The organism is Streptomyces spinosisporus (genome assembly GCF_022698145.1).
GTDB lineage: Bacteria > Actinomycetota > Actinomycetes > Streptomycetales > Streptomycetaceae > Streptomyces > Streptomyces spinosisporus.
This window is the reverse complement of record NZ_JALDAX010000007.1, coordinates 250,195-276,270: the sequence shown is the minus strand read 5'-3', so window position 1 is coordinate 276,270 and position 26,076 is coordinate 250,195. Positions and strand designations below refer to the sequence as shown.

Annotated in this window: 22 protein-coding genes; 8 read left to right on the top strand and 14 right to left on the bottom strand. The window is 70.5% G+C overall.

Annotation, left to right across the window (positions count from 1 at the left end; all coding sequences use genetic code 11):
• Nucleotides 1-3: 3 nt before the first annotated feature.
• The 9 genes from MQN93_RS20740 to MQN93_RS20700 form a co-directional block, all read right to left on the bottom strand.
• Nucleotides 4-633, bottom strand: coding sequence for a hypothetical protein (locus MQN93_RS20740; protein ID WP_242710724.1), 630 nt, complete (start codon nt 631-633; stop codon nt 4-6).
• A gap of 112 nt (nt 634-745) precedes the next feature.
• A complete protein-coding gene (locus MQN93_RS20735) occupies nt 746-2,047 on the bottom strand; it encodes an alpha/beta fold hydrolase (RefSeq protein ID WP_242710723.1) in 1,302 nt (433 codons plus the stop codon).
• Between the two features lie 101 nt (nt 2,048-2,148).
• Nucleotides 2,149-3,174, bottom strand: coding sequence for a LacI family DNA-binding transcriptional regulator (locus tag MQN93_RS20730; protein ID WP_016430812.1), 1,026 nt, complete (start codon nt 3,172-3,174; stop codon nt 2,149-2,151).
• 79 nt (nt 3,175-3,253) lie between these two features.
• Complete coding sequence (locus MQN93_RS20725) at nt 3,254-4,615, bottom strand: BNR repeat-containing protein (protein WP_242710722.1); 1,362 nt, start codon at nt 4,613-4,615, stop codon at nt 3,254-3,256.
• Nucleotides 4,612-4,932 (bottom strand): L-rhamnose mutarotase, encoded by a 321-nt coding sequence (locus MQN93_RS20720; protein ID WP_242710721.1) that lies wholly within the window; start codon nt 4,930-4,932, stop codon nt 4,612-4,614. The genes MQN93_RS20725 and MQN93_RS20720 overlap by 4 nt, the downstream gene beginning before the upstream one ends.
• A 32-nt stretch (nt 4,933-4,964) precedes the next feature.
• Nucleotides 4,965-6,044 carry a rhamnose ABC transporter substrate-binding protein gene (rhaS, locus tag MQN93_RS20715; RefSeq protein ID WP_016430815.1) on the bottom strand — a complete coding sequence of 360 codons (1,080 nt, stop codon included), beginning with the start codon at nt 6,042-6,044 and terminating at the stop codon, nt 4,965-4,967.
• 25 nt (nt 6,045-6,069) lie between these two features.
• Nucleotides 6,070-7,059, bottom strand: a complete 990-nt coding sequence (locus MQN93_RS20710) for an ABC transporter permease (RefSeq protein ID WP_016430816.1) — start codon at nt 7,057-7,059, stop codon at nt 6,070-6,072.
• On the bottom strand, nt 7,052-8,092 hold the full coding sequence (locus MQN93_RS20705; protein ID WP_016430817.1) for an ABC transporter permease: 1,041 nt from the start codon (nt 8,090-8,092) through the stop codon (nt 7,052-7,054). The genes MQN93_RS20710 and MQN93_RS20705 overlap by 8 nt, the downstream gene beginning before the upstream one ends.
• Complete coding sequence (locus tag MQN93_RS20700; protein WP_242710720.1) at nt 8,089-9,606, bottom strand: sugar ABC transporter ATP-binding protein; 1,518 nt, start codon at nt 9,604-9,606, stop codon at nt 8,089-8,091. The genes MQN93_RS20705 and MQN93_RS20700 overlap by 4 nt, the downstream gene beginning before the upstream one ends.
• Nucleotides 9,607-9,877: 271 nt before the next feature.
• Between MQN93_RS20700 and rhaI the strand changes: the two genes are divergently transcribed.
• The 6 genes from rhaI to MQN93_RS20670 all read left to right on the top strand — a co-directional run bounded on the left by rhaI (nt 9,878) and on the right by MQN93_RS20670 (nt 17,651).
• The gene (gene rhaI, locus MQN93_RS20695) at nt 9,878-11,038 is read left to right on the top strand and encodes an L-rhamnose isomerase (protein ID WP_016430819.1); all 1,161 of its coding nucleotides are present in this window, start codon (nt 9,878-9,880) and stop codon (nt 11,036-11,038) included.
• Between the two features lie 160 nt (nt 11,039-11,198).
• Nucleotides 11,199-13,238 carry a bifunctional aldolase/short-chain dehydrogenase gene (locus MQN93_RS20690; RefSeq protein ID WP_242710719.1) on the top strand — a complete coding sequence of 680 codons (2,040 nt, stop codon included), beginning with the start codon at nt 11,199-11,201 and terminating at the stop codon, nt 13,236-13,238.
• Nucleotides 13,235-14,683 carry a rhamnulokinase gene (locus MQN93_RS20685; RefSeq protein WP_242710718.1) on the top strand — a complete coding sequence of 483 codons (1,449 nt, stop codon included), beginning with the start codon at nt 13,235-13,237 and terminating at the stop codon, nt 14,681-14,683. The genes MQN93_RS20690 and MQN93_RS20685 overlap by 4 nt, the downstream gene beginning before the upstream one ends.
• A 72-nt stretch (nt 14,684-14,755) precedes the next feature.
• Nucleotides 14,756-15,511: a (Fe-S)-binding protein gene (locus MQN93_RS20680; protein ID WP_242710717.1), complete on the top strand. Its 756-nt coding sequence runs from the start codon at nt 14,756-14,758 to the stop codon at nt 15,509-15,511.
• On the top strand, nt 15,508-16,986 hold the full coding sequence (locus MQN93_RS20675; RefSeq protein ID WP_242710716.1) for a LutB/LldF family L-lactate oxidation iron-sulfur protein: 1,479 nt from the start codon (nt 15,508-15,510) through the stop codon (nt 16,984-16,986). The genes MQN93_RS20680 and MQN93_RS20675 overlap by 4 nt, the downstream gene beginning before the upstream one ends.
• A complete protein-coding gene (locus MQN93_RS20670) occupies nt 16,983-17,651 on the top strand; it encodes a LutC/YkgG family protein (protein WP_242710715.1) in 669 nt (222 codons plus the stop codon). Before MQN93_RS20675 ends, MQN93_RS20670 begins: the two co-directional genes overlap by 4 nt.
• Here the strand turns inward: MQN93_RS20670 and MQN93_RS20665 are convergent.
• Nucleotides 17,624-20,746 (bottom strand): alpha-L-rhamnosidase, encoded by a 3,123-nt coding sequence (locus MQN93_RS20665; protein ID WP_242710714.1) that lies wholly within the window; start codon nt 20,744-20,746, stop codon nt 17,624-17,626. The genes MQN93_RS20670 and MQN93_RS20665 overlap by 28 nt on opposite strands.
• Before the next feature lie 235 nt (nt 20,747-20,981).
• Here MQN93_RS20665 and MQN93_RS20660 point away from each other — a divergent pair, with 235 nt between their 5' ends.
• Nucleotides 20,982-22,136: a betaine/proline/choline family ABC transporter ATP-binding protein gene (locus MQN93_RS20660; protein WP_242710713.1), complete on the top strand. Its 1,155-nt coding sequence runs from the start codon at nt 20,982-20,984 to the stop codon at nt 22,134-22,136.
• 40 nt (nt 22,137-22,176) lie between these two features.
• Here MQN93_RS20660 and MQN93_RS20655 read toward each other — a convergent pair whose 3' ends face one another.
• Genes MQN93_RS20655 through MQN93_RS20640 form a run of 4 tightly spaced genes read right to left on the bottom strand, consistent with a single transcriptional unit; the run spans nt 22,177 to nt 25,103 of the window.
• A complete protein-coding gene (locus MQN93_RS20655) occupies nt 22,177-22,749 on the bottom strand; it encodes a hypothetical protein (protein WP_242710712.1) in 573 nt (190 codons plus the stop codon).
• A 55-nt stretch (nt 22,750-22,804) separates the two neighbouring features.
• Nucleotides 22,805-23,740, bottom strand: coding sequence for an ABC transporter substrate-binding protein (locus tag MQN93_RS20650; protein WP_037780718.1), 936 nt, complete (start codon nt 23,738-23,740; stop codon nt 22,805-22,807).
• Nucleotides 23,741-23,754: 14 nt separating this feature from the next.
• A complete protein-coding gene (locus MQN93_RS20645) occupies nt 23,755-24,426 on the bottom strand; it encodes an ABC transporter permease (protein WP_242710711.1) in 672 nt (223 codons plus the stop codon).
• Nucleotides 24,423-25,103 carry an ABC transporter permease gene (locus tag MQN93_RS20640; protein ID WP_016430830.1) on the bottom strand — a complete coding sequence of 227 codons (681 nt, stop codon included), beginning with the start codon at nt 25,101-25,103 and terminating at the stop codon, nt 24,423-24,425. The genes MQN93_RS20645 and MQN93_RS20640 overlap by 4 nt, the downstream gene beginning before the upstream one ends.
• 184 nt (nt 25,104-25,287) lie before the next feature.
• Here MQN93_RS20640 and MQN93_RS20635 point away from each other — a divergent pair, with 184 nt between their 5' ends.
• On the top strand, nt 25,288-26,073 hold the full coding sequence (locus tag MQN93_RS20635; RefSeq protein WP_242710830.1) for an ABC transporter ATP-binding protein: 786 nt from the start codon (nt 25,288-25,290) through the stop codon (nt 26,071-26,073).
• The last annotated feature ends 3 nt before the right edge of the window (nt 26,074-26,076 follow it).

The following is a 26,076-nucleotide window of genomic DNA, read 5'->3' as shown; positions in this document are numbered from 1 at the left end:
CCGTCAGTACCGCTGCGCCCTCACCAGCTTCGGCGTCAGTACCGGCTCGGGCGGCTTGCGGCTGATGGCCAGGGGTTGGGCCTTCTTGCCCGGGGCGAGGTCTTCCGCGCCGACGTAGCGGGTCTCGACGGTTTTGCCTGAGGGGTCGCGGAAGTCGATCTGGACGGCGTAGGACGCCTTCTTGTCGGTCTTGTTGGTGATGGTGACGACGACGGCGAGCAGGCCGCCGGTCTGGGAGCGTGGTTTGCCGGTCATGGCGACGTCGGACATCGCGTTGCCCTGGCCTCCCACGTTCTTCAGTTCGCTCTCGGCGGCCTTGTTGGCCCGCTCGGTGTCCGCCGAGACGGACGCCTCGAACGAGGACGCTGCGGCGGAGGCGGACGATGCCGCCGCAGAGGCACGCGCGCGTGCCGATGCCTCGGCCGACGACAGGGCGGAGGGCGCCGTCCCGGAGAAGGACGCCGTGTCGGGCGGTGTGGGCCGTTCGGTGGACGGCGTGCTCGAACCGCCGTTGTCGTCGTCCGAGCCGCAGGAGACCAAGGTGATCGTGCTCGCCGCGACCGCGGCCAGCACGACGGCGACCGGCCGGAACCGGCCCGCTCGTCGCGCCCGGTGGGATGCCCCTGACGTCATCGTCGATGTCCTCTCGCACGATCATGGAACACGGCGAGATGAACCTTATGTCCGAATGTGGCGCAGGGCATGTCGTAGGGGAGCGGTCGCGAACCGGTCCGTGACCGGAGGGTCAGGCCTCGTCGCGGGTGAGGGCCAGCAGCCGGTCGAGGACCCGGGGGCCACCCGCCCGCACCCCGTCGTGCTCGAACTCGTCGGTCACCCAGGTGCGCAGACCGCGGATGCCGCGCGCCGTCTGCAGGGCATGGGCGGTGTCGACGTACATGTCGTCGTGGTAGACGGCCGCCGCGACCGGCACCTCGTTGGCGGCGAGGCGGGCCGGGTCGTACAACGGTGGCCAGTCGGTGCGGGCGGCGAGGAGTTCGGCCGTCTCGCGCAGGGGGCGCAGCGCCGGGTCGCACTCGAACATCCAGGGGTGGACGGACTCGCCCGTGAAGAGGAGGGGGCCGTCGCCGGCGAGCGCCTTCGCGGCGTCGAACTGCGGGTACTCCGCGCGGACGCGTTCGGCCGACCAGGCGGTGGGGCGCTCGTCCTGTGCGTAGCACGCCTCGTGGACGAGGGCGTAGAGCGGGTGGCTCGCGTACGACAGCAGGCCCTGGACGTCCTCCTGGAACGCGTCGGAGAGCGCCGGGCCCTGCGGGGTGCGGACGAAGGCGTGCTCCAGGAGGTAGTGCAGCCGGTGGCTGCCCTCGCTGCCGCCGAGGAGGATGCCGAGGGACTGGAAGGCCTCGACGGTGAAGCGGTAGCCGTTCGGCAGGGTCACGTCGTGGGTGAGGAGGTGGTCGGCGATGCGGCGGGCGCGCTCGACGTCCTGCGGGTAACGCGCGTAGTGCGCGACGACTTTGCGTTCGATGCGGGGATATGCGGCGCGGTAGACGTCGTCGGCGTGGGCGTCGAGGGAGGGCAGACCGCCGGTGATCACGGCGGCGGCGAGTCCCTCGGGGGCGCTGGAGAGGTAGTTGACGGTGCAGAAGCCGCCGAAGCTCTGGCCGAGGGCGGTCCAGGGGGCGCCGCCGGTGACCTGTGCGCGGATCGCCTCGCAGTCGCGGACGATCGCGTCGGCGCGGAAGTGGGTGAGGTACTCGGCCTGTTCGGCGGGGCCGCCGCGCAGCGGGAGCGTCTGCCGGTTGGCGGGCGTGGAGTGGCCGGTGCCGCGCTGGTCGAGAAGGAGGACCCGGTGGTCCTCCAGGGCGCGGCCGAGCCATGCCTGCTTCCCGACAAAACGATTCGCCCCGAAGCCGGGACCGCCCTGGAGATAGACCAGCCACGGCAGGTCCTGCTGCGCCTTGTCGCTCGCGACGACCTCGCGGGCGTAGAGCTCGATGGTCTCTCCGGCGGGGTCGTCGTGGTCGAGGGGCACGGTGAAGTGCCGGTCGGTGAGGACGACTCCGGGCTGGCGGTAGGTGGCGGTCAACTGGTCTCCAGGGACGGACGGGTTTCGGGCCGCGTCCCACTTCATCACATGTTCGTCCGGTAACCGAGCCCCGGGATCATGAAATCCTACTGAACGGGTGATCAGCGGACGGAGAGGCTCGAACGCCGTACGACCAGTTCCGGCTGGAGCACCACCCTGCGGTGCTCGTGCCGCTTGGTCCCGGCCTCGGCCTCGCTCTCCTCCAGCAGGAGTTCGGCGGCCAGCGCGCCCATGGTGACGGCCGGCTGGCGGACCGAGGTGAGCGGTACGGCCGCGGCGGCCGCGAACTCGATGTCGTCGTAGCCGACGATCGCGAGGTCGTCGGGGACACCGACGCCGGCCGCGTACATGGCCTGCAGGACCCCGAGGGCCAGCAGGTCGTTGGCGCAGAACACGGCGGTGGGCCGCTCGGCGAGGCCGAGCAGCCGCGCCCCGGCGTCGCGGCCCGCGGCCACGTCGAGGCGCTCGGTGGGCAGTTCGCGCAGGCACTCGGGGCCGAGGCCCGCCTCGGCGAGCGCGTTCAGGGCGCCGGTGCGCCGGTCACGCACCTGGTTGAGTCCCGGCGGGCCGCTGACGTACGCGATGCTGCGGTGTCCGGCGTCGGCGAGGTGCCGCACCGCCAGCGCGCCGCCCGCCACGTCGTCGACCGACACGGAGCACTCGGTGGTGCCCTCGGCGACCCGGTCGACGAGGACGAAGGGGATGTTGTGCCGCCGGAACGTCTCGATGTTGCGCCCGGAGGCGTCCGACGGCGTGAGCAGCACGCCCCGCACCCGCTGCTCGGCGAAGAGCGCGAGGTACTCGGCCTCCTCGCCCGCGCTCTGGGCGCTGTTGCAGACCATCACGCCGAGCCCGGCGTCGCGCGCTGCGCGCTCGGCACCCCGCGCGACGTCCACGAAGAACGGGTTGCCCATGTCCAGCACGAGCAGCCCCATGATCCGGCTGCGGCCCGCTCGCAGCTGTCGCGCGGACTCGCTGCGGACATAGCCGAGCCGGTCTATCGCGGACTGCACCCGGGCCCGGGTCTCCGTCGCGACCGTGTCGGGACGGTTGATCACGTTCGACACCGTGCCGACAGAGACTCCGGCGGCGCGGGCGACGTCCTTGATACCCACCGACTGGGACATCAGGCAGGGACCTCCAGAGGAGAGCAGGACGGCCTAAAGGCCATCACATTACCGTCAACATCGGGCACGTCACGCCCGGTCACGCGGGCAGTCCGAAGTCGACGACGTGGAGTGCCGAGGGTGTCGTACCGCTCGACGTCTCCTGGTACATGAAGGACAGGACGCCCTCCGCCGCCACCCGTGGCTCGTCGATCACGACCTCGCCGAAGGCGTTCAGCCCATGGCCGTCGAACAGCAGTGCCCAGTCCGTGTACGCGCCGGCCTTCGAGGCGCCCGCGATACGGCCGTGGGGGAGGACGGCGTAGGCGTTGTCGTGGGCGTCCAGGACCAGCTTGGTGCGCCGGCTGGAGCCGAGCGGGACGGGGATCTCGGTCTTGCGCCAGCCGCCCGAGGCCTCCTTGCGCAGGTGGAAGGCGCGGCCGTGGGCGGTGCGGTCGGCCACGTAGCCGGCGGTGCACCGGCCGTGGCGCTCGGGGACATGGCTGATGATCGCGTGCGGCAGGCCCGTGGAGTCCGTCCACTGGCTCTCCTGGTTCATCAGCGCGTGGTCGGGGCCCAGGGCGTCGACGACCAGTCCGGCGTCGGTGACGGCCACCGTGTCCGACGTGCCGGTCCGCCCCACGACGGTGCCCGCGTCGTTGCGCCAGGTGCGGCCGCGGTCGTCCGAACGGACGTAGCCCGTGTCGTGGTTGGTGAGGCCTCCGCCAGCGCCCAGCACGGCGGGGTTCTGCTCGCGCCAGGTGAACAGGGCGTGCAGGGTGCCGTTCGTGTCGTAGTCGATGCCGTGCAGATACATGTTGCGGGCGGTCGAGCTGCCGTGTGCGCTGCTGTACGTCCCCGTGGAGCTGGTCCACTCCCCCAGGTCCGTCCAGCCCGAACCGTCGTACTCGGCAAGGGCGTTGCGGCCGTCGCCGGAGATCCCGGTGCGGTAGCTCAGCTGCAGCCGGCCCTCCGGGGTGGAGATGAACTGGGGGTAGGTGAACTGGGTCGTGAGCGGCAGGCCGTCGAGCGTGGTCTGCACCGGACCGAAGGCGGACGGGGTCCAGGGCGTGCGCGCCGGGTCGTCCAGGAGCCCGGCGGCCGACTTCACGTAGCAGAAGCCGTCGCTGTGGGCGTCCATGACGAGGTGGAGCCGGCCGTCGGTCCTGGAGGCGCCCAGACAGATGACGTTGTGCGAGTCGTCGCTCTTGAGCCGGTGCGGCAGCGTGAGCGTCGACCAGTGGGACGTGCCCGTCTTGCGGCGGGCGACGACGGCCTCGCGGGTGGCGGTGTACCAGGCGGCGTACTGATGGCCGCCGTGGGTGAACAGCCCGTTCTTCTGGAAGGAGTTGGTGTTGACCAGACCGTCGTAGGAGACGAAGTGGAGGGCGGTGGCGTCGAGTCGGGTGCGGCCGAGGAGGGTGACCGCGGGGGCGACGAGCCCGGTGTCGGCGGCAGTCATGCGAGGTGGAACACCTCCGTGAGAGGCTTCATGGCCTCGTCGGGGCGGGCGCCGTCCAGCGACTCGAAGAACGGCGCCATCTCCGCCTGCCAGCGGGCGTTGACCTCGGTGGTCTCCATGCCGGCCTGTGCGGCCGCGAAGTCCTCCGTCTCCAGATAGCCCACCAGCAGGCCGTCGTCGCGCAGGAAGAGCGAGTAGTTGTGCCAGCCGGTGGCGGAGAGTGCCGCGCACATCTCCGGCCACACGGCTGCGTGCCGTTCGCGGTACTCGGCGAGCTTGTCCTCGCGGACCTTGAGGAGGAAACAGACACGCTGCATGAAGTACCAGCTCCCGAACGGTACGAAGGGGCCTAGAAGTTGAACTGGTCGATGTTCTTCGCGTCGAACACCGTCGGCTTGCCGAGGTTGATCACGCCGTCCTTGCCGATGGTGTACTCGGTGGAGCCGGCCTTGAAGGTCTCGCCCTCCTTGCCGGTGATCTGCCCGGAGGCGAGGGCGACGGCCGTGCGGGCGGCGAGGTCGCCGAGCTTGGCCGGGTCCCACAGCTCGAAGGCCTCGACGGTGCCGTTCTTGACGTACTTGCGCATGTCGTTGGGGGTGCCGAGTCCGGTCAGCTCGACCTTGCCCTTGTACTTGGAGCCGGACAGGTACTGGGCGGCCGCCTTGATGCCGACGGTGGTCGGGGAGATGATCCCCTTCAGGTTCGGGTACTCCTGCAGCAGGCCCTGGGTCTGCTGGAAGGAGGCCTGGGCGTCGTCGTTGCCGTAGGCGATCTTGACCAGCTTGATGTTCTTGTACTTCGGGTCCTTGAGCTCGTCCTTCATGAACCCGATCCAGGTGTTCTGGTTCGTGGCCGTCTGGGCGGCGGACAGGATCGCGATCTCGCCCTTGTAGTCGATCTGCTTGGCGAGCAGCTGCACCTCGGTGCGGCCGAGGTCCTCGGCGGAGGCCTGCGAGACGAAGGCGTTGCGGCACTCCGGCTTGGTGTCGGAGTCGTAGGTGACGACCTTGATGTCGTTCTTCATCGCCTGCTTGAGCGCGGTGCACAGGGCGCCCGGGTCCTGCGCGGAGACGGCCATCGCGTTCACCTGCTGCTGGGTGAGCGTGTTGACGTAGCTCACCTGGCCCGCGGTGTCGGTGGCGCTGGAGGGGCCGACTTCCTTGTATTTGCTGCCCAGTTCACCGAGCGCCTTCTCACCGCCCTTGTCCGCGGAGGTGAAGTAGGGGTTGTTGACCTGCTTGGGCAGGAAGCCGACGGTCAGGCCCTTCTTCAGTTCGGCGTTCGGGTCGGCCTTGGCGGTCGAGGTGGCCGCCGCGTCGTCGCTGCCGGAGTTCTTCTTGGTGGTGCCGCCGCAGGCGGTCACGGCGAGCGCGAGGGAGGTGACGGCGGCCAGGGCCGCGCAGGTACGGCGGATGGATGACTTGCGCATGACGGAGGTCCTTTTCGAGCGGGGGTCAGGAGGTCGGAGTCGAGGCGGCTCTGCGCCCCGCTCTGGCGATGGAGATCTGACGCGCGACCCGGGGGCCGAGCACGGAGATGACCAGCAGTACGCCGGTGACGACGATCTGCGACTGTGCCGAGACGTTGAGCAGGCTCATCACGTTCTGCAGGGCGCCGAGCAGGAACACGCCGGCGATCGCGCCGCCGAGCGTGCCCTTGCCGCCGTCGAAGTCGATGCCGCCGAGCAACACGGCCGCGACGACGGAGAGTTCGAGTCCGGTGGCGTTGTCGTAGCGGGCGCTGGCGTAGTGCAGCGCCCAGAAGATGCCGGTGAGGGAGGCCATCAGACCGGTCACCGTGAACAGGATCAGCTTGTGGCGCTTGACGCGGATGCCGGCGAAGCGCGCGGCCTCCTCGTTGGCGCCGATGGCGAACAGCGAGCGTCCGAACGGGGTGGCGTGCAGGACGACGACGGCGATCGCGAGCAGCACCAGGAAGGGCAGGAAGGCCTGCGGGACGAAGGTGTCCCCGATGCGTCCGGCCGCGAAGTCCAGGTACTGGGTGGGGAAGTCGGTCACCGCGTCGGAGCCGAGCACGATCTGTGCGATGCCCCGGTAGGCGGCGAGGGTGCCGATGGTGACGGCGAGGGAGGGCAGTCCGAGCCGGGTGACGAGCAGGCCGTTGACGAGGCCGCACACCACACCGAGCAGCAGGCACAGCGGGATGATCGTCTCGATCGCCATGCCCTCGTTCCACAGCTTGCCCATGACGGCGCCCGACAGACCGGCCGTCGAGGCGACGGACAGGTCGATCTCGCCGGAGACGACGAGCAGGGTCATCGGCAGGGCGATCAGCGCGATCGGCAGGGTGTTGCCGATCAGGAAGGACAGGTTGAGGGCGTTGCCGAAGCCGTCGACCGTGCCGAACGACAGCAGCAGCAACAGGACCAGGAGCGCGCCGACAACCGTGTCCCAACGGACCGCGCGCGTCAGGGAGTCAGGCATGGCGGGCGTTCCTCTTCTTCAGGGCGGAGGCCACGCGCAGCGCGACGATCCGGTCGACCGCGATGGCGAGGATGAGCAGGATGCCGTTGATGGCGAGCACCCAGACGGAGCTGACGCCGAGGGCGGGCAGCACGCTGTTGACGGAGGTCAGCAGCAGGGCGCCGAGCGCGGCCCCGTACACGCTGCCGGAGCCGCCGGTGAAGACGACGCCGCCGACCACGACCGCGCTGACGACGGTGAGTTCGTAGCCGTTGCCGGTACCGGAGTCGACGTTGCCGAAGCGGGCCAGGTACAGCGCGCCCGCGAGTCCGGCGAGCGCGCCGCAGAAGGTGTAGGCGGCCAGGATCCGCTTGCGCACGGGGATGCCGGCCAGGCGTGCCGCCTCCGGGTTGGAGCCGAGCGCGTACAACTCGCGTCCGCTGCCGAAGTGTTTGAGGTAGTACGCCGTCGCCACCAGCACCGCGAGCGCGATCAGCGCCAGCCAGGGCACCGCCGAGATGCCGCCCGAGCCGAAGTCCACGAAGCCGCCGGGCAGGTCGGCGGCGGTGATCTGGCGGGAGCCGACCCAGATGGAGTCGATGCCGCGGATGATGTAGAGCGTGCCGAGGGTGACGACGAGTGCGGGCACCTGGCCGAGGCTGACGAGCAGGCCGTTGAGCAGGCCGAAGCCGATGCCCATGAGCACCGCGAGGACGATGGCGACGAACGAGTTGCCGCCGCCGTGCAGATAGTCGCCGGCGGCGAAGGCGCAGATGCCGAGGGTGGAGCCGACGGACAGGTCGACGTTCCTCGTGATCACCACCAGGGACTGGCCGGTGGCGACCAGGACCAGGATCGTCGCGTTGAGGAGCAGGTCCTTGATGCCCTGCTCCGACAGGAACTCGCTGTTGCCCGCCTGGGTGATGGCGATCATCACCAGGAAGACGAGCAGGATGGCGAGTTCGCGCATCTTGAAGACGCGGTCGACGAGGCGGGTGCCGCTGGACTTGGGCACCTCGGCGACGGGGGTCTCGTTGGGGGTGGTCACCGTCATGCGGCGGCCCTCCCGGTTGCTGCGGCCATCACGGTTTCCTCGGTGGCTTCGGCGCGTGGGATCTCTGCGGTCAGCCGGCCCTCGTGCATCACGAGCACGCGGTCGGCCATGCCGAGGATCTCGGGCAGGTCGGAGGAGATCATCAGGACGGCCACGCCGTCGGCCGCCAACTCGCTGAGCAGCCGGTGCACTTCGGCCTTGGTGCCGACGTCGATGCCGCGGGTCGGCTCGTCGACGATCAGCACCCTGGGGCCGGTGGCGAGCCACTTGGCGAGCACGACCTTCTGCTGGTTGCCGCCGGAGAGGGTGGAGACGGTGTCGGCGATCCGGGCGTACTTGACCTGGAGCTTGACGGCCCAGTCGAGGGAGCGGCTGCGTTCGGCGCCGCGGTCCATCAGTCCGGCCCGAACCGTGGTGCGCAGTCCGGTCAGGCCGATGTTGCGCTCGATGGACATGTTCATCACCAGGCCCTGGGCGCGCCGGTCCTCGGGGACGAGGGCGACTCCCGCGGCCATGGCGGTGGAGGGGGCTCCGTTGGTGAGCTTCCTCCCGTGCACCTCGACCTCGCCGGCGTCCCAGCGGTCGATGCCGAAGACGGCGCGTGCGACCTCGGTGCGTCCGGCGCCGACGAGCCCGGCGAGTCCGACGATCTCTCCGTGGCGCACGTCGAAGGAGACGTCGGTGAAGACGCCCTCCCGGGTCAGCCGCCGTACGCTCAGGGCGACGTCGCCCGGCTTGACGTCCTGCTTCGGGTAGAGCTCGTCGAGTTCGCGGCCGACCATGCGTCGTACGAGGTCGTCCTCGGTCATGTCCGCGATCGGCTCGCTGGAGATCCAGGCGCCGTCGCGCAGGGTGGTCACCCGCTGGCAGATCTCGAAGATCTCCTCCAGCCGATGCGAGATGAACAGCACCGCGGCGCCCTGTTCGCGCAGGGTGCGCACGACGCCGAAGAGCCGGGCCACCTCGCTGCCGGTGAGCGCGGCGGTCGGCTCGTCCATGATCAGGACGCGGGCCTCGAAGGAGAGCGCCTTGGCGATCTCGACGATCTGCTGGTCGGCGATGGACAGACCGCGGGCCGGGCGGTCGGGGTCGAGTTCGACGCCGAGCCGTTCCATCAGGGACAGGGTGGCGGCGTGGGTGGCCTTGTGGTCGATACGGCCGAGCGCGCGGCGCGGCTGGCGGCCCATGAAGATGTTCTCGGCGATCGAAAGGTCGGGGAAGAGCGTGGGTTCCTGGTAGATGACGGCGATACCGGCGTCGCGTGCGTCGCCGGGCCCGTGGAAGACGACGGGCTCACCGTCGAGCAGCACCCGGCCGGCGTCCGGCCGGTGCACACCGGCGAGCGTCTTGATCAGGGTCGACTTGCCCGCGCCGTTCTCACCGGCGAGCGCGTGCACCTCGCCGGGGAACAGCTCAAGGGAAACGTCCCGCAGGGCGCGCACCGCGCCGAAGGACTTCGAGATGTCCTCGAGCGCCAGCACCGGGGCCGGACCCGTGTCGGACGGGTGGGTCATGAGGGGCTCCTCGACGACGTCGACCGGTTGCTCGCGACGTCGTGAAAGGTTTCAACTTGGTTGCCGGGACGTTAGGCGCGCGGCCCGTGTTCCGTCAATGGGTGCGCCTCGAAAAAGTTTCGAGACTGCTTCGAGAGCCAAAGGTCACGGTCAGGCCACGAGCAACAAGGTGTGCGAGAGCGCTTGACACCCCTGCTGACGCGCCTAAGCTTCGCTTTCTGAATCGATTCACACGGATGCCGTTCCGGCCCGACGTCACAGGAGCCCTGAAGTGACCGAGCTCGCCGCGGTGAAGGCCGCACTCAAGACCCAGGCAGTCGAGACGCCGTCATGGGCGTACGGGAACTCGGGGACCCGGTTCAAGGTGTTCACGCAAGCGGGCGTGCCCCGCACCCCCCAGGAGAAGCTGGCGGACGCGGCCCAGGTGCACGCGTTCACCGGCGTGGCCCCGACGGTCGCCCTGCACATCCCGTGGGACAAGGTCGACGACTACGGCGCTCTGGCGAAGTACGCCGAGGACCACGGCGTGAAGCTGGGCGCGATCAACTCCAACACCTTCCAGGACGACGACTACAAGCTCGGCAGCATCTGCCACCCGGACGCGGCGGTCAGGCGCAAGGCGCTGGACCATCTGATGGAGTGCGTCGACATCATGGACGCCACCGGATCGCGCGACCTGAAGCTGTGGTTCGCCGACGGCACCAACTATCCCGGGCAGGACGACCTCCGCGGCCGCCAGGACCGGCTCGCCGAGGGACTGGCCGAGGTCTACGAGCGCCTCGGCGACGGGCAGCGGATGCTGCTGGAGTACAAGTTCTTCGAGCCCGCCTTCTACTCGACGGACGTGCCCGACTGGGGCACCGCCTACGCCCACTGCCTCAAGCTCGGCGACAAGGCGCAGGTCGTCGTCGACACCGGGCACCACGCACCCGGCACCAACATCGAGTTCATCGTCACCACCCTCCTGCGGGAGGGCAAGCTCGGCGGCTTCGACTTCAACTCGCGCTTCTACGCCGACGACGACCTGATGGTGGGCGCAGCGGACCCCTTCCAGCTGTTCCGGATCATGTACGAGGTCATCCGCGGCGGCGGGTTCACCTCCGACATCGCCTTCATGCTCGACCAGTGCCACAACATCGAGGCCAAGATCCCCGCGATCATCCGGTCAGTGATGAACGTGCAGGAGGCCACGGCGAAGGCGCTGCTCGTCGACCGGGACGCGCTGGGTGCCGCCCAGCGGGACGGTGACGTGCTGGAGGCGAACGCGGTGCTCATGGACGCGTACAACACGGATGTACGGCCGCTGCTCGCCGAGGTGCGCCAGGAGCTGGGGCTGGACGCGGACCCGATGGGGGCGTATCGCCGGTCCGGCTGGCAGGAGCGGATCGTCGCCGAGCGGGTTGGTGGGACTCAGGCCGGCTGGGGGGCGTGAGGCTGCGCCGGTTGTGCCGGGTTCCGTTGTGTGCAGACTGCGTCGCATGTGCCGGGTTCGGTTGTTTGCAGGCTGCGGGTAGTTCGTGGCTGGTCGCGCAGTTCCCCGCGCCCCTTTCGGGGCGCTTCACATCCGTATCTTTTTGAAGGACTGAATGGACATGGCATCGCATCCCGAAGCCGACGCTCTGCTTGCACGGTCGCATCGGTTGGGCGCTGATCCGCGCAACACCAACTACGCCGGGGGGAACGCCTCGGCGAAGGGCACCGCGACCGACCCCGTGACCGGGGGTGACGTGGAGCTGATGTGGGTCAAGGGGTCCGGTGGCGACCTCGGCACGCTCACCGAGGGCGGCCTCGCCGTGCTGCGGCTGGACCGGCTGCGGGCGCTCCAGGGCGTCTATCCGGGCGTCGAGCGCGAGGACGAGATGGTCGCCGCCTTCGACTACTGCCTGCACGGCAAGGGCGGCGCGGCGCCGTCCATCGACACGGCCATGCACGGGCTCGTCGAGGCCCCGCACGTCGATCATCTGCACCCCGACTCGGGGATCGCGCTGGCCTGTGCCGCCGACGGGGAGAAGCTGACCGCCGAGTGCTTCGGCGACTCGGTGGTGTGGGTGCCGTGGCGGCGGCCCGGGTTCCAGCTCGGCCTCGACATCGCGGCGGTCAAGGAGGCCAACCCGCAGGCCGTCGGCTGCATTCTGGGCGGGCACGGGATCACGGCGTGGGGCGACACCTCCGAGGAGTGCGAGCGCAACTCCCTGCACATCATCCGCACCGCCGAGGCCTTCCTCGCCGAGCGGGGGAAGGCCGAGCCCTTCGGGCCGGTGATCGAGGGCTACGAGGGCCTGCCCGAGGCCGAACGGCGGGAGCGGGCCGCGGCGTTGGCGCCGTACGTCCGTGCGGTCGCCTCCCAGGACAGGCCTCAGGTGGGGCACTTCACCGACGCGGACGTGGTGCTGGACTTCCTGGCCCGCGCCGAGCACCCGCGGCTCGCCGCCCTTGGCACCTCGTGCCCGGACCACTTCCTGCGCACCAAGGTCCGCCCGCTGGTCCTCGACCTGCCGCCCACCGCCCCGCTGGAGGAGGCGATCGCGCGGCTGAAGGAGCTGCACGCCGCCTACCGCGAGGAGTACGCCGCTTACTACGAGCGGCACGCGGCCCCCGACTCCCCCGCGATGCGCGGCGCCGACCCGGCGATCGTGCTCGTCCCGGGCGTCGGCATGTTCTCCTTCGGCAAGGACAAGCAGACGGCGCGGGTGGCGGGCGAGTTCTACGTCAACGCCATCAACGTGATGCGTGGGGCCGAGGCCGTCTCGACCTACGCGCCCATCGAGGAGTCGGAGAAGTTCCGCATCGAGTACTGGGCGTTGGAGGAGGCCAAGCTCCAGCGGATGCCCAAGCCCAAGGCACTGGCCACCCGTATCGCCCTCGTCACCGGCGCGGGCAGCGGGATCGGGAAGGCGATCGCGCAGCGGCTGGTCGGTGAGGGCGCCTGTGTCGTCGTCGCCGACCTCAACGCCGACAACGCGGCAGCTGTCGCCGAGGAGTTGGGCGGCCCGGACAAGGCCGTCGCCGTGACCGTCGACGTCACCTCGGAGGAGCAGATCGCCGCGGCCTTCAAGGCCGCCGTGCTCGCCTTCGGCGGGGTCGATCTGGTCGTGAACAACGCCGGCATCTCCATCTCCAAGCCGCTGCTGGAGACGTCGGCGCGCGACTGGGACCTGCAGCACGGCATCATGGCGCGCGGCTCCTTCCTGGTCTCGCGCGAGGCGGCCCGGGTGATGACCGCGCAGAACCTCGGCGGCGACATCGTCTACATCGCCTCCAAGAACGCCGTCTTCGCCGGCCCCAACAACATCGCCTACTCCGCCACCAAGGCCGACCAGGCCCACCAAGTGCGGCTGCTGGCCGCCGAGTTGGGCGAGCACGGCATCCGGGTCAACGGCGTCAACCCGGACGGCGTGGTGCGCGGTTCCGGGATCTTCGCCGGCGGCTGGGGGGCGCAGCGTGCGGCCGTGTACGGGGTGCCGGAGGAGAAGCTCGGCGAGTTCTACGCCCAGCGCACCATCCTCAAGCGCGAGGTGCTGCCGGAGCATGTCGCCAACGCCGTGTTCGCGCTGACCGGCGGGGAGTTGACGCACACAACCGGCCTGCACGTCCCGGTCGACGCCGGCGTCGCGGCCGCCTTCCTACGATGAGCGCGGACGTCCAGTCGTACGCCGCGGTCGACCTCGGCGCGTCCAGCGGGCGCGTCATGGTCGGCCGCGTCGGCCCCGACAGCCTGGAACTCACCGAGGCGCACCGGTTCGTGAACCGGCCGGTGCGGGTGCCGGAGGGGCTGCGCTGGGACATCCTCGCGCTGTACGGCGGTGTCCTGGACGGGCTGCGGGCCGCGGGCCGGGTGGACTCCGTCGGCATCGACAGCTGGGCCGTGGACTACGGACTGCTGGACGCGGACGGGGCGTTGCTCGGCAACCCCGTCCACTACCGCGACCCGCGCACCGAAGGCGTCCCGGAGAAGGTGTGGGCGACGCTGCCCGCCGAGGAGCTGTATGCGGCGACCGGGCTGCAGTACGCGCCCTTCAACACGCTCTACCAGCTGGTGGCGGCGCGCGGGTCGGCACAACTGGTCGCAGCGGAACGGTTGTTGCTGATCCCGGATCTGCTGGCGTACTGGCTGACCGGCGAGCAGGGCACCGAGCTGACCAACGCCTCCACCACCCAGCTGATCGACCCCCGCACCCGGGACTGGTCGTACGACGTCGCCTCACGGCTGGGGGTCGACCTCGGCCTGTTCGCGCCCCTGCGGCAGCCGGGCGATCCGGCGGGCCTGCTGCGGCCCGAGGTGCTGGAGGAGACCGGGCTGCGCGGCCCGGTGCCGGTGACGACCGTCGGCTCGCACGACACGGCGTCCGCGGTGGCCGCCGTACCGGCCGACGGTGAGCGGTTCGCGTACATCTGCACGGGGACCTGGTCGCTGGCCGGTCTGGAGCTGGGTGCGCCCGTGCTGAGCGAGGCGAGCCGGGCTGCGAACTTCACCAATGAGCTGGGGCTGGACGGCACGGTCCGGTATCTGCGCAACATCATGGGGCTGTGGCTGCTCCAGGAGTGCGTACGGGCCTGGGGCGAGCCGGAGTTGGGCGGCCTGCTGTCGGCGGCGGCCGAGGTGCCGGCCCTGCGGTCGGTGGTGGACGCGGGCGACGCGGCGTTCCTCGCGCCGGGCCGGATGCCGGAGCGGATCGCCGAGGCATGCCGTGCCTCGGGGCAGCCGGTGCCCGCCACGCCCGCCGAGACCACCCGCTGCATCCTCGACTCCCTCGCCCTCGCGCACCGCAAGGCCATCGAGGAGGCCCAGCGGCTGGCCGACCATCCGGTGGACGTCGTGCACATCGTGGGCGGCGGCACCCGCAACGCCCTGCTGTGCCAGCTGACCGCCGACGCCTGCGGGCTGCCGGTGGTGGCCGGTCCGACGGAGGCGGCCGCACTCGGGAACGTCCTGGTGCAGGCCCGGGCCCACGGGCTCGTCGGCGACCTTCCGGGCATGCGACGCCTGCTCACCCGCACCCAGCAGCTCACCCGGTACGAGCCGCGCGGCGACACCGCACGCTGGACCGAGGCGCAGACCCGGCTCGCCGGAGGGTGAGCGGGGTCTCCCCCGGACCCCGACGCCCGGACTACGCTTCACCCATCCGATGATCGACAACTAGGAGCCGCGATGCGTGTCGCCCTGTTCCTGACCTGTGTCAATGACACGCTCTATCCGGACACCGGGCGCGCCGTGGTGAAACTGCTGACCAGGCTGGGCGTCGAGGTCGACTTCCCGATGGCCCAGACCTGCTGTGGGCAGGCGCACTACAACACCGGATACCGGCATGAGACCGAGCCGCTGGCCCGGCATTTCTCCGATGTCTTCGCGGACTACGAGGCGATCGTGACGCCGTCCGGTTCCTGCGGGGCGATGGTGCGGGAACTGTATCCGCGGATGGGTGAGCGGGCCCGGGCCGAGGGGCGCGGGGACGCGCTCGCGGCGACGCTGGAGCGGGTGGTGCCGAAGACGTACGAGCTGACGGAGTTCCTGGTGGACGTCCTGGGGGTGACCGATGTCGGCGCCTGCTATCCGCACCGGGTCACCTATCACCCGACCTGCCACGGGCTGCGCAGCCTGGGGCTCGGGGACCGCCCGCGGCGTCTGCTTCAGGCAGTGAAGGGCCTGGAGCTGGTCGAGCTGCCGGGCGCGGAGGAGTGCTGCGGCTTCGGCGGCACCTTCGCCCTGAAGAACTCCGATGTCTCGGCGGCGATGGGCGCGGACAAGGTGCGCAACGCCGAGTCGACGGGCGCGGAGGTGCTGTGCGCGGCCGACAACTCCTGTCTGATGCACATCGGCGGCACGATGACGCGGCTCGACAGCGGCATGCGGCCGGTGCACATCGCGGAGATCCTGGCGAGCACGGAGGAGGAACCGGCGGCATGAGCGGGACGTTCGAGGGGATGCCGGCCTTTCCGAAGGCCGCGCACGAGGCGGTGGGCAACCAGACCCTGCGCGGGAATCTGCGCCATGCCACGCACACCATCCGCGCCAAGCGGGCCAAGGCCGTCGCGGAGGTGTCCGACTGGGCGGTGCTGCGGGAGGCCGGCAAGCGGATCAAGGACCATACGCTGCGTCATCTCGACCAATATCTGGAGCAGTTGGAGGAGTCGGTCACGGCCGCGGGCGGCACGGTGCACTGGGCGGCCGACGCCGACGAGGCCAACCGGATCGTCGCCCGACTGGTCAAGGAGACCGGCGAGTCGGAGGTCGTCAAGGTCAAGTCGATGGCCACGCAGGAGATCGGGCTCAACGAGGCCCTGGAGGCGGAGGGCATCCGCGCCTACGAGACCGATCTCGCCGAGCTGATCGTGCAGTTGGGCAAGGACCGGCCCTCGCACATCCTCGTCCCGGCCATCCACCGCAACCGCGGCGAGATCCGGGACATCTTCGAGCGCGAGATGAGCGAGTGGGGCCGCCCCGCCCCCGAAGGCCTGACCGACACCCCCGCCGAACTCGCCGAGGCGGCGCGCCTGCATCTGCGCGAGAAGTTCCTGCGCGCCAAGGTCGGCATCTCCGGTGCCAACTTCATGGTCGCCGAGACCGGCACGCTGGTGGTCGTCGAGTCCGAGGGCAACGGACGGATGTGCCTGACCCTGCCCGAGACGCTGATCTCGGTCGTCGGCATCGAGAAGATCGTGCCGACCTGGCGGGACCTGGAGGTGTTCCTGCAGACCCTCCCCCGCTCCTCGACGGCCGAGCGCATGAACCCGTACACCTCGATGTGGACCGGCACGACGGACGGGGACGGCCCGCAGAACTTCCACCTGGTCCTGCTCGACAACGGCCGCACCGACACCCTCGCCGACGAGGTCGGCCGCCAGGCCCTGCGCTGCATCCGCTGCTCGGCCTGCCTCAACGTCTGCCCGGTGTACGAGCGGGCGGGTGGCCACGCCTACGGCTCGGTGTACCCGGGCCCGATCGGCGCGATCCTCAGCCCCCAACTGCGGGGCACGGCAAGCGAGATCGACGCCTCACTGCCGTACGCCTCGTCGCTGTGCGGTGCCTGCTACGAGGTGTGCCCGGTCGCGATCGACATCCCCGAGGTATTGGTGCATCTGCGGGAGCGGGTCGTGGAGGGCGGGCAGGTGGTCCGCGAGGGCAACAAGGTGGTGCTGCAGCCCGCGAAGGGGCACGCGGCCGAGCGGGCGGCGATGCGCGCGGCACGCTGGGCGTTCACCCACCCCGGCGCCCTGCGCACCGGCCAGCGCCTCGCCTCCCGCACCCGGCGCCTGCATCCACGCACCCTGCCCGGGCCGGGCAAGGCATGGAGCGGCAGCCGGGATCTGCCGGCGGTTCCGGCCGAGCCGTTCCGGGACTGGTGGCAGCGGACCAACGGTGGAAAGGGCGGCGCCAAGTGAGCAGCAGGGAACGGGTGTTGGGCCGGGTGCGGCGCGCACTCGCCGACGTACCGCACGACGAGACTCCGTACGAGGAGGCGGTTCCGCGGGAGTATCTGCGCGAGCACGGCGAGCGGAGTGTCGAGGAGACGGTGGATCTGCTGGCGGAGAATCTGGCGGACTACCGGGCAGTCGTGCACCGCTGTACTTCGGGTGAACTGGCGGCGCAGATCGGCCGGTTGCTGACCGCACGGGGCTCGAAGACGGTTCTGGTACCGCCGGGTGCGGACGCGCAGTGGCTCGCAGGCACGGACGCCGAGCGGGTCCCCGACCGCGCCGAGAGCACCCCGCACGAACTCGACCAGGTCGACAGCGTCGTCACCGGCTGCGCCGTCGCCGTCGCCGAGACCGGCACCATCGTCCTCGACGGCTCCCCGGACCAGGGTCGCCGCCGCATCACCCTCGTCCCCGACCACCACATCTGTGTCGTACGGGTCCCGGAACAGGTCGTCTCCTCCGTGCCCCAGGCGCTCGAACGCCTCGACCCGGCCCGCCCGTTGACCTGGATCTCCGGTCCTTCGGCGACCAGTGACATCGAGCTCGACCGGGTCGAGGGGGTGCACGGTCCGCGCACCCTGGAGGTGGTGCTGGTGAGCGATCAGCCGAGCGCGGACGTCAACTCGTAGCTCCCTGACGGGAGTCGGTAGGAGGCCGTGCCGTCCGCGAAGCCCAGGTACTTCACCCCCCGCACGCGGGCGAGTGGGGTGCGGCCCTCGCGGACGGTGTCCGGGTCGGTGGTGGGGATGTGCAGGGTGGCCGTGCTATTGGCGGGCACGGTGGCCCGGTAGGTGAGCCGCCGGTCCGTGGCCGTCCAGGCGCTGGTGATCTCGCCGTACGGGGAGAGATGCGAGCCCGAGACCCGCGTGATGTTTCCGGTCGGGTCGACGTGCGGCTGCAGGAAGAAATGCTGGAAGCCGGGCTGGGCCGGGTCCTTGGCGATGCCGGCCATGCTCTCGTACATCCACTCCATGATCGCGCCGTAGGAGTAGTGGTTGAAGGAGTTCATGTCGACCGGCCCGAACCCGTCCTGCTTGGAGTACGAGTTCCAGCGCTCCCAGACGGTGGTGGCGCCGTTCTTCACCGAGAACAGCCAGGACGGCATCGCGTCCTGGTGCAGCAGCTTGTACGCCAGGTCGACGCGGCCCTCGTCGGTGAGGACCGGGGCGAGCACGTTCACGCCGAGGAAGCCGACGGAGAGGGTGTTCTCGGTGTACTTCACGCGCGTGCTGTCGGGGTGGGCGGCCTTGTAGGCCGCGTCGTTGCCGATGTTGTCGCCGAGCATCCTGACCAGCTCGCGGCGCTGGGCCTCGGTGTCGTAGAAGCCGAGTTTGAGGATCCACAGCAGCGACGTCTGGGTGTTGTCCTCGGCCTTGCCGCCCGTGGAGGGGGCGTTGCCGAGGCTGGAGCGGACGGTGATCTTTCCGGTGGCCGGGTCGGTGACGACGTACTTGGTGATGAACGCCCGCTTGATGTGGTTGAACAGGTCCTCGTAGGCGGCGGTTTCGGCGGTGCGGCCGGTGGCGCGGGCCATGTCGGCCATGAGGCGGGCGCTGTGGCCGTAGTAGACGTCGCTGATGAGCTGGGTGCTGGTGTCCTGGAAGGCGAGCCAGTCCCCGAAGATCGCGCCCTGGCCCGCGTAGGCGTCGCCGGTGCGGGCGTGGATCCAGTCCAGGTACGCCGTCATCGCCGTCCAACTGCGGTCGATGATCGTGGTGTCGCCCGACATCTGCCAGACCGTCCACGGCACGACCACGCCGACGTCGGCCCAACCGCTCGCCGGTTCGGGCCCGTTGTAGCGGTTGCCGGGGGCGACATGGGTGAACTGGGCGCCGTCCGCACCGTAGGTCTTCTGCGACTCGATCAGGGAGTCCTCGAAGTGGCTGAGGAAGTTGACGGCGTCGGCGTTGTAGAGGCCGGTGTTGGAGAAGAGTTGGGTGTCGCCGGTCCAGCCGAGGCGTTCGTCGCGCTGCGGGCAGTCGGTGGGCACCCAGAGGTAGTTGCCGCGCTGGCCCCAATGGACGTTGCTGATCAGCTGGTTGACGGTGGCGTCGTCGGTGCTGATCGTGCCGGTCTCGCGGATGGCGGAGGTGGCGACCTTGCCGGTCAGGCCGGTGAGGGTGACGGTGTCCGTCGCGGTGACGGAGGCGTAGCGGAAGCCGTAGAAGGTGAGGGAGTCCTGGTGGGTCTCCCCCGCCGGGTCGCCCTTGAGGGTGTAGGTGCTGGTGGCCTTGGCGGAGCGCAGGTTGGCGCGGTAGACCGAGCCCTCGGGGCCGTCGGCGCCCGCGCTCGTGTCGTTGAGCATCTCGCCCAGTTTGAGGGTGACTTGGGCGCCAGCCGGGCCGCGCAGGCTGTAGCGGGGGACGCCGACCATGTTCTGGCCGAGGTCGATCACGGCGGTGTCGCCGGGGTGCAGGGTGACCTGGGCGGTGGCCGCCTTCGACGGGTCGGTGACCGTGCGGCTCGGGTCGACGACGACACGGCCCTTGCCGTTGGGGCTGCCGGCCTCGCCGGTGACTCCGGTGTACACGGTGACCGACTGCGCGCGCCGGTCCCAGCGGGACATCAGTCGGGCGCTCTCGCCCGGGTAGGCGACCAGTTTGGCGTCGGGGAACTTGGCGGCGTACGGGTGTTCTTCAGTCGGGGCCCACGCTGAGGCGTCGAAGCCGCTCGCGGTCCAGCCGGGTATCTCCTTGCGGGCGTCGTAGGTCTGCCCGTCGTAGATGTCGTCGGCGCGGTAGGGGCCGGTGTCCGTGGCCCGCCAGTCGTCGCCGGGTGTGGTCACGACGGTCTGCGTGGAGCCGTCGGCGTAGCGGATCAGCAGTTTGGCCTTGAGGGCGAGGGGGTTGCCGTCCCCGGACCAGTAGACGCTGTTCTCGGAGATGCGGCTGTTGTACCAGCCGTTGCCGAGCACGGCCGCGAGGGTGACCTGGCGGTCCTGGCCGATCAGGTCGGTGACGTCGTAGGTCAGATAGCTGACGGTGGTGTCGTAGTTGGTCCAGCCCGGGGTGAGCAGTTCGGGGGTCGTGCCGCCGTCCTGCGGGGCCTCGACGCGACGGCCGTTGACGTAGGCCTCGTACACGCCGAGGGCGGAGACGTAGAGCCGGGCCTCGCTCACCCGGCGGCCCTTGAGGGCCGTCTCCCGTCTCAGCAGCGGCGAACCGGCGCTGCCCGGTGCCTTGCCCGCCATGCTGATCCACTTCGCGCCGTCCCAGCCGGTCACGCCGTCGGTGCTGAGCAGTCCGGTCTCGAAGTACGCGGGCGGGGCGGCCGGGAGGGGGCGGCCGCGCTCGTCCCACACCTGGACCGTCCAGTGGTGGCGGGTCGAGGGGCGCAGGGCGTCTCCGGCGTAGCGGATGGCCACCGAGTCGGCGGCGGTGATCCGGCCGCTGTCCCAGACGTCGGCGTGGCCCCGGGCGAGGCGCTCGGCCGAGGACGCGACGAGGATGCGGTACGCCGACTGGCGCCGACCCCGGGCCGAGGACGCGATGCGCCAGCCGAAGCGCGGGTGGGCGGCGTCCACGCCCAGGGGGTTGGTGCGGTGCTCGACGGTGAGGCCCTCGACGGTGCCGCGCTCCCCGAGCGGCGCGGCCGAGGCCGGTCCCGCGCCTCCCATGCCACCCGCCAGGGCGACGGGCACCACGCCCAGCGCGGTGGTGAGCACCGTTCTCCGGCGCACTGTCCTGCCGTTCCTGCCGTTCCTGCTGTCGACTCCGTCGGTCATGCCGTGTCCCTTCGGCTGCTCGGAGTTGTAACGTTTCAGGGCGGTCGACGGTGAAGCTAGTGGCAGTTGTGGCAGTCGTCTACCGTTCGGGCAGCGGAAATTGTGCACAGGTTCCAACAATGGCTGAATGCGCCGAGTCGGATGATTGAAACCGTTCAAAAACGGAATAGAGGCCTCACCCCCGGTGGGACGCCGCTGACGGGCCGAGCGGGGGCCGCACCGTTAGCGTGTGATCATGATCCGGTTCGAGCAGGTCACCAAGCGGTATCCGGACGGTACGACGGCCGTGGACGAACTGAGTTTCGAGGTGTCCGAGGGCGAGCTCGTCACGCTCGTCGGTCCCTCCGGCTGCGGCAAGACGACCACGATGATGATGGTCAACCGGCTCATCGAGCCGACCTCCGGGCGGATCCTCGTGAACGGCGAGGACATCGCCGGCGTCGACCCCGTGCAGCTGCGGCGGCGGATCGGTTACGTCATCCAGCAGGTGGGCCTCTTCCCGCACCGCACGGTCCTCGACAACACGGCGACGGTGCCCGCGCTGATCGGCTGGAAGCGGGCGAGGGCCCGCGCGCGGGCGGCCGAACTGCTCGATCTGGTCGGCCTGGATCCCAAGCGGTACGGGCCGCGCTATCCCGACCAGCTCTCCGGTGGTCAGCGGCAACGGGTCGGCGTGGCGCGGGCGTTGGCCGCCGATCCGCCGGTGCTGCTGATGGACGAGCCGTTCGGCGCCGTCGACCCGGTCGTGCGGGAGCAGTTGCAGGACGAGTTCCTGCGGATGCAGGCGGCGGTGCGCAAGACGGTGCTGCTGGTCACGCACGACATCGAGGAGGCGGTACGGCTGAGCGACCGGATCGCCGTGTACGGGCAGGGGCGGATCGAGCAGTTCGACACGCCCGGGGCGGTGCTCGGCACTCCTGCGACGCCGTATGTCGCCGGGTTCGTCGGCGCCGACCGGGGCCTGAAGCGGCTGTCGGTCACCGAGATCGAGGCCGACGACCTGGAGCAGCCGCCGGTGGCCCGGCTGGACGAGTCGGCCGCGGGCGCGGCCGGGCGGCTGCGGACGGACGGCGCGCGCTGGGCCGTCGTCCTCGACGCGCAGGGCGATCTGCACGGCTGGGTCGGCATCGACGACCTCGGCTCGTCCGGTGCGGTCGGTGACCGGGTGCACCGGATGAAGGCCTGGGTGCCGGTGGGCGCGCCCCTCAAGCAGGCGTTCGGCGTGATGCTGCAGCACGACGCGGGGTGGGTCGCGGTGCTGGACGGTTCCCGTTTCCTGGGCGTGCTGACGCCGGCCAAGCTGCACGAGGCGCTACGTCGCTCGGTGGACGCGGACGCGCTCGGGGTGGCGCGGGGGCAGGTGGACTTCGACTCGGTGGCGGACGCGTGACGGCCCGCACGCGGGTTGCACGGTAAGGGGCGGTTCAGCTTCAGCTGTAGGCCACGGGACATCCGTGACGCAACGAGTGCTGTGCCGCCCGCAGGTAGAGCGCCACGTAGAAGGTGGTGTCCAGGTCCTCGGACCACGGCCCGGGACGGGTGGCCGCCAGTGCCTCCGCCTCCCCTTCGAGGAACCAGAATGTCAGTCCGAGGTTCCCCGCATCCTCCGGTGTCTCGGCGGGCAGGCCGAGGATCGTGGCCAGCCGCTGGGCGAGGGCGAGCACTTGCGGCGCTCCCGCGATCACCGTCGTGTCCGTGTAGCCCGAGGCGATGGGCAGTCGTATCTCCTCGTCGAGCGAGACCGGCACCAGCACCGACCAGTCGCTGAGGGTCTGCTGCTCCGCGGGCGTCAGATGCGCCCGGCACAGCGCGACGAACCCCTCCATGGAAGGGCTCAGCTTCTCCTCGAACCAGGCCGGCTCCTCCCTCGCCGCGACCTCGTACGGCGGAAGCCCCCGCCGCCGCAGCTCGGCGTCGAGCCCCGCGGCGATCTCCCCCTTGCCGCCCTCCTCCTCGGCGTCGGACCATTCCTGCGCACTCACGTTGACGAGATAGACACCCATGCCCGCAAAGTACAAGCCGCCACTGACAACGCCCGCGCCTCTTGGAGGAGACCGCCTACTTGAGAAGACCTTTGTCGCGCAGATAGCTGCGCGCCACGTCCTTCGCCAACCGCCGCCAGCTGTCGACCTGTTCGTTCATGGAGGCGAGATCGGCGGTGGTGAGCACGTCGTTGAGCCGGTCGAGCGCGGCGGTGGCGCCCTTGCCGCCCGCGCGGGAACGGTTGACGACCGGGACGACGTAGTCGGCGTTCTGGAGGTGCTTGTCGTCGGCGAGGAGGACCAGGCCGAAGCCGGGGAGGGTGGCGTCGGTCGTGGTGGTCAGCACCAGCTGGTCCTGGCCGCTCTGCACGGCCCGCTTGGCCTGCGTGGTGCCGACGCCCTTGGGGTCGACACCGGTGACGTCGATGCCGTAGGTCTTCTTCAACCCCGGTGCGCAGTAAGGCCGTTGCACGCACTCGTCGCCCGCCGCGAGCCGCACCCGCAGGCCCGAGGCGCCGAGGTCGCTGAGGGTCTTCAGGCCGTGCTCGCGGGCGTAGGACGCGCTCACCGCGAAGGCGTTCTGGTCGACGGCGCGTCCGGCGTCGAGGACCGTGAGGCCGCGGGGCGCGGCCAGTTTGCGCAGGGCCGTCATCGTGGCGCCGAGGTCGGGTGAGCCGACGGGCGCCGCGTCGGCGCCGTTGGTCTTGGCGTTGAGCCAGTCCGCGAAGGTGGCCGCGTATTCGGGCACGACGTCGATCTGGCCCGACTCCAGGGCGGGTTCGTAGAGTTCGCGGTTGGCGACGGTGAGCAGGGACGTCTTGTAGCCGGCCTTGCCGAGCAGCAGGGCGTACATCTGCGCGAGCAGGTCGCTCTCGGTGAAACCGGCCGAGCCGATGGTCAGATGGTGGCTGTCGCCGGGTGCGGCGGTGACCTCCGAACGGGTCTCCAGGGACGGTCCGGTGGTGCAGCCCGCGAGCAGCAGCACGGTGGTCAGCGCGAACGGCCGTCTCATCGCGAGCGGCCGCCTCATCGCGCACTCCTCGCCCAGTGCGGCGCGAGCCGTTCCGCCGTCTCGAAGATCCCCTCCACGATCAGCGCGAACACGGCGACGAGGATCGCCCCGGCGACCACCTGCGGCGTACTGGCGAGGTTGAAGCCCGCGGTGATGATCCGGCCGAGTCCGCCCCCGCCCGCCAGGGCGGCGATGGTCGCGGTCGCCACGAGCTGGACGGCGGCGATCCGCACCCCGTTCATGATTATCGGGAGGGCGAGGGGCAGTTCCACCCGGAACAGCATCTGCCGGCCCGTCATCCCCATGCCCCGTGCGGCCCGTACGACATCGCGGTCCACCTCGCGCATGCCGACGTAGGCGTTGGTGAGCAGCGGCGGCACCGCGAACAGCACCAGGGCGACCACCGTCGGGCCCTCGCCCCAGTTGCCGACCGGTGTCAGCAGGAGCAGGACGAGCACGGCGAAGGTGGGGATAGCGCGGCCGGCGTTGGAAATGTTGACCGCCAGTGCCCCGCCCTTGCCGAGGTGGCCGAGGACGAGCGCGACCGGCAGGGCGATCAGACAGCTGACGGCCAGGCAGACGACGGTCAGCACCAGGTGCTGCACGAGCCGGTGCCCGATGCCGTCGTCGCCGGGCCAGTGGGCGGGGTCGGTGAGCGAGTGCCAGGCGTCGGTCAGGGTCGTCATGAGCGGGCCGCCCTGGTCCACGGGGTGAGCAGGCGCTGGATGCCGAGGAGCAGTACGTCGGCGGCGACCGCGATCACCACGCACAGCACGGACGCGGTCAGCACCTGCGCCTTGAAGTAGGTGTTCATGCCGGAGTAGATGAGGTTGCCGAGTCCACCGAAGCCGACGATCGCGCCCACCGTGACCAGGGAGACCGCCGAGACCGTGGCGACGCGCAGTCCGGCCATCGCGGCGGGCACGGCGAGCGGCAGTTCGACGGTGAGCAGGAGGCGGATGGGGCCGTAGCCCATGCCGCGTGCGGCCTGCCGGGTCTCCTCGGGGACCGCCCGCAGCCCGGCCAGGATGTTGCGTACGAGCAGGGTCAGCGAGTACAGCACGAGTCCTGCGACGACCAGGCTCGCGGAGAGGCCGTAGACGGGCAGGAGCAGCGAGAACATCGCCAGCGACGGGATCGTGTACAGGATCGTCGTGACGGCCAGGACCGGACCCGCCGACCAGCGCCAGCGACGTGCCAGTACCGCCAGCGGCACGGCCAGGACCAGGCCGATCAGCACCGAGATCCCGGTCAGTTGCAGATGCTGCAGGACCGCGTCGAGGAGGATCTGGCGGCGGGTGCTCAGATACTCACCGCAGATCCACTCGTTGCGCGCGAGGCAGTCGTCCGGTGGCCCGGTCACGGCTCCATTGCACCGGCGGGCGGCGGGCACGGCGCGTTGTGGTGGCCCGTACGGGGGTGTCCCGGGCGCACGGGTGGTGCTGGGTACACCCCGCGATACGGGTTCTGCGCCCCATGTGGTGCGGCCTCGCTCTCCATAGCTTCGTGGACAGGGCACAGGGCGTGCCGGACGGAGAGTGATGAGGATGTTTCGCGCAGGCTCGCGACGCACGCAGGACACGGGACCCGCCGCCGAGGCGCTGCGGCTGGTCAAGGTCAGCAAGACGTACGGCACGGACGGCGGCGCCGTGAAGGCCCTGGACGGGGTGACGTTGGGGCTGGGCCGTGGCACGTTCACCGCGGTGATGGGGCCGTCCGGATCGGGCAAGTCGACTTTGCTGCAGTGCGCGGCGGGTCTTGACCGGCCCGACAGCGGCATCGTGCGGGTGGACGGCACCGAGCTGACGGGCGGGAGCGAGGCCGAGCTGACCAGGTTCCGGCGCGGCCGGATCGGCTTCGTCTTCCAGCAGTACAACCTCCTCGACACCCTGACGGTCGCGCAGAACACGGTGCTGCCACTGAAGCTCGCCGGGCAGCGGGTGGACCGTCGGCGGGCCCGGGAGGTGCTCACCCAGGTCGGTCTCGGTGACCGGCTCGGTCACCGTCCCGGCCAGCTGTCGGGCGGTCAGCGGCAGCGTGTGGCGATCGCCCGCGCGCTCGTCGCGGAGCCCCGGGTGATCTTCGCGGACGAGCCGACGGGCGCGCTGGACACCCGCAGCGCCCGTGACGTGCTGCGGCTGCTGCAGGAGGCGGTGCGGGTGCACGGCCGGACCGTGGTGATGGTGACGCACGACCCGGTGGCCGCCTCCTACGCCGACGCGGTGCTGTTCCTGGCGGACGGCCGCCTTGCGGGCCGGATGGACGCGCCGAACGCGGACGCGGTGGCCGAACGCCTCGCGCACCTGGGCGACGACGTGACGGCGGGGGTGTGAGCG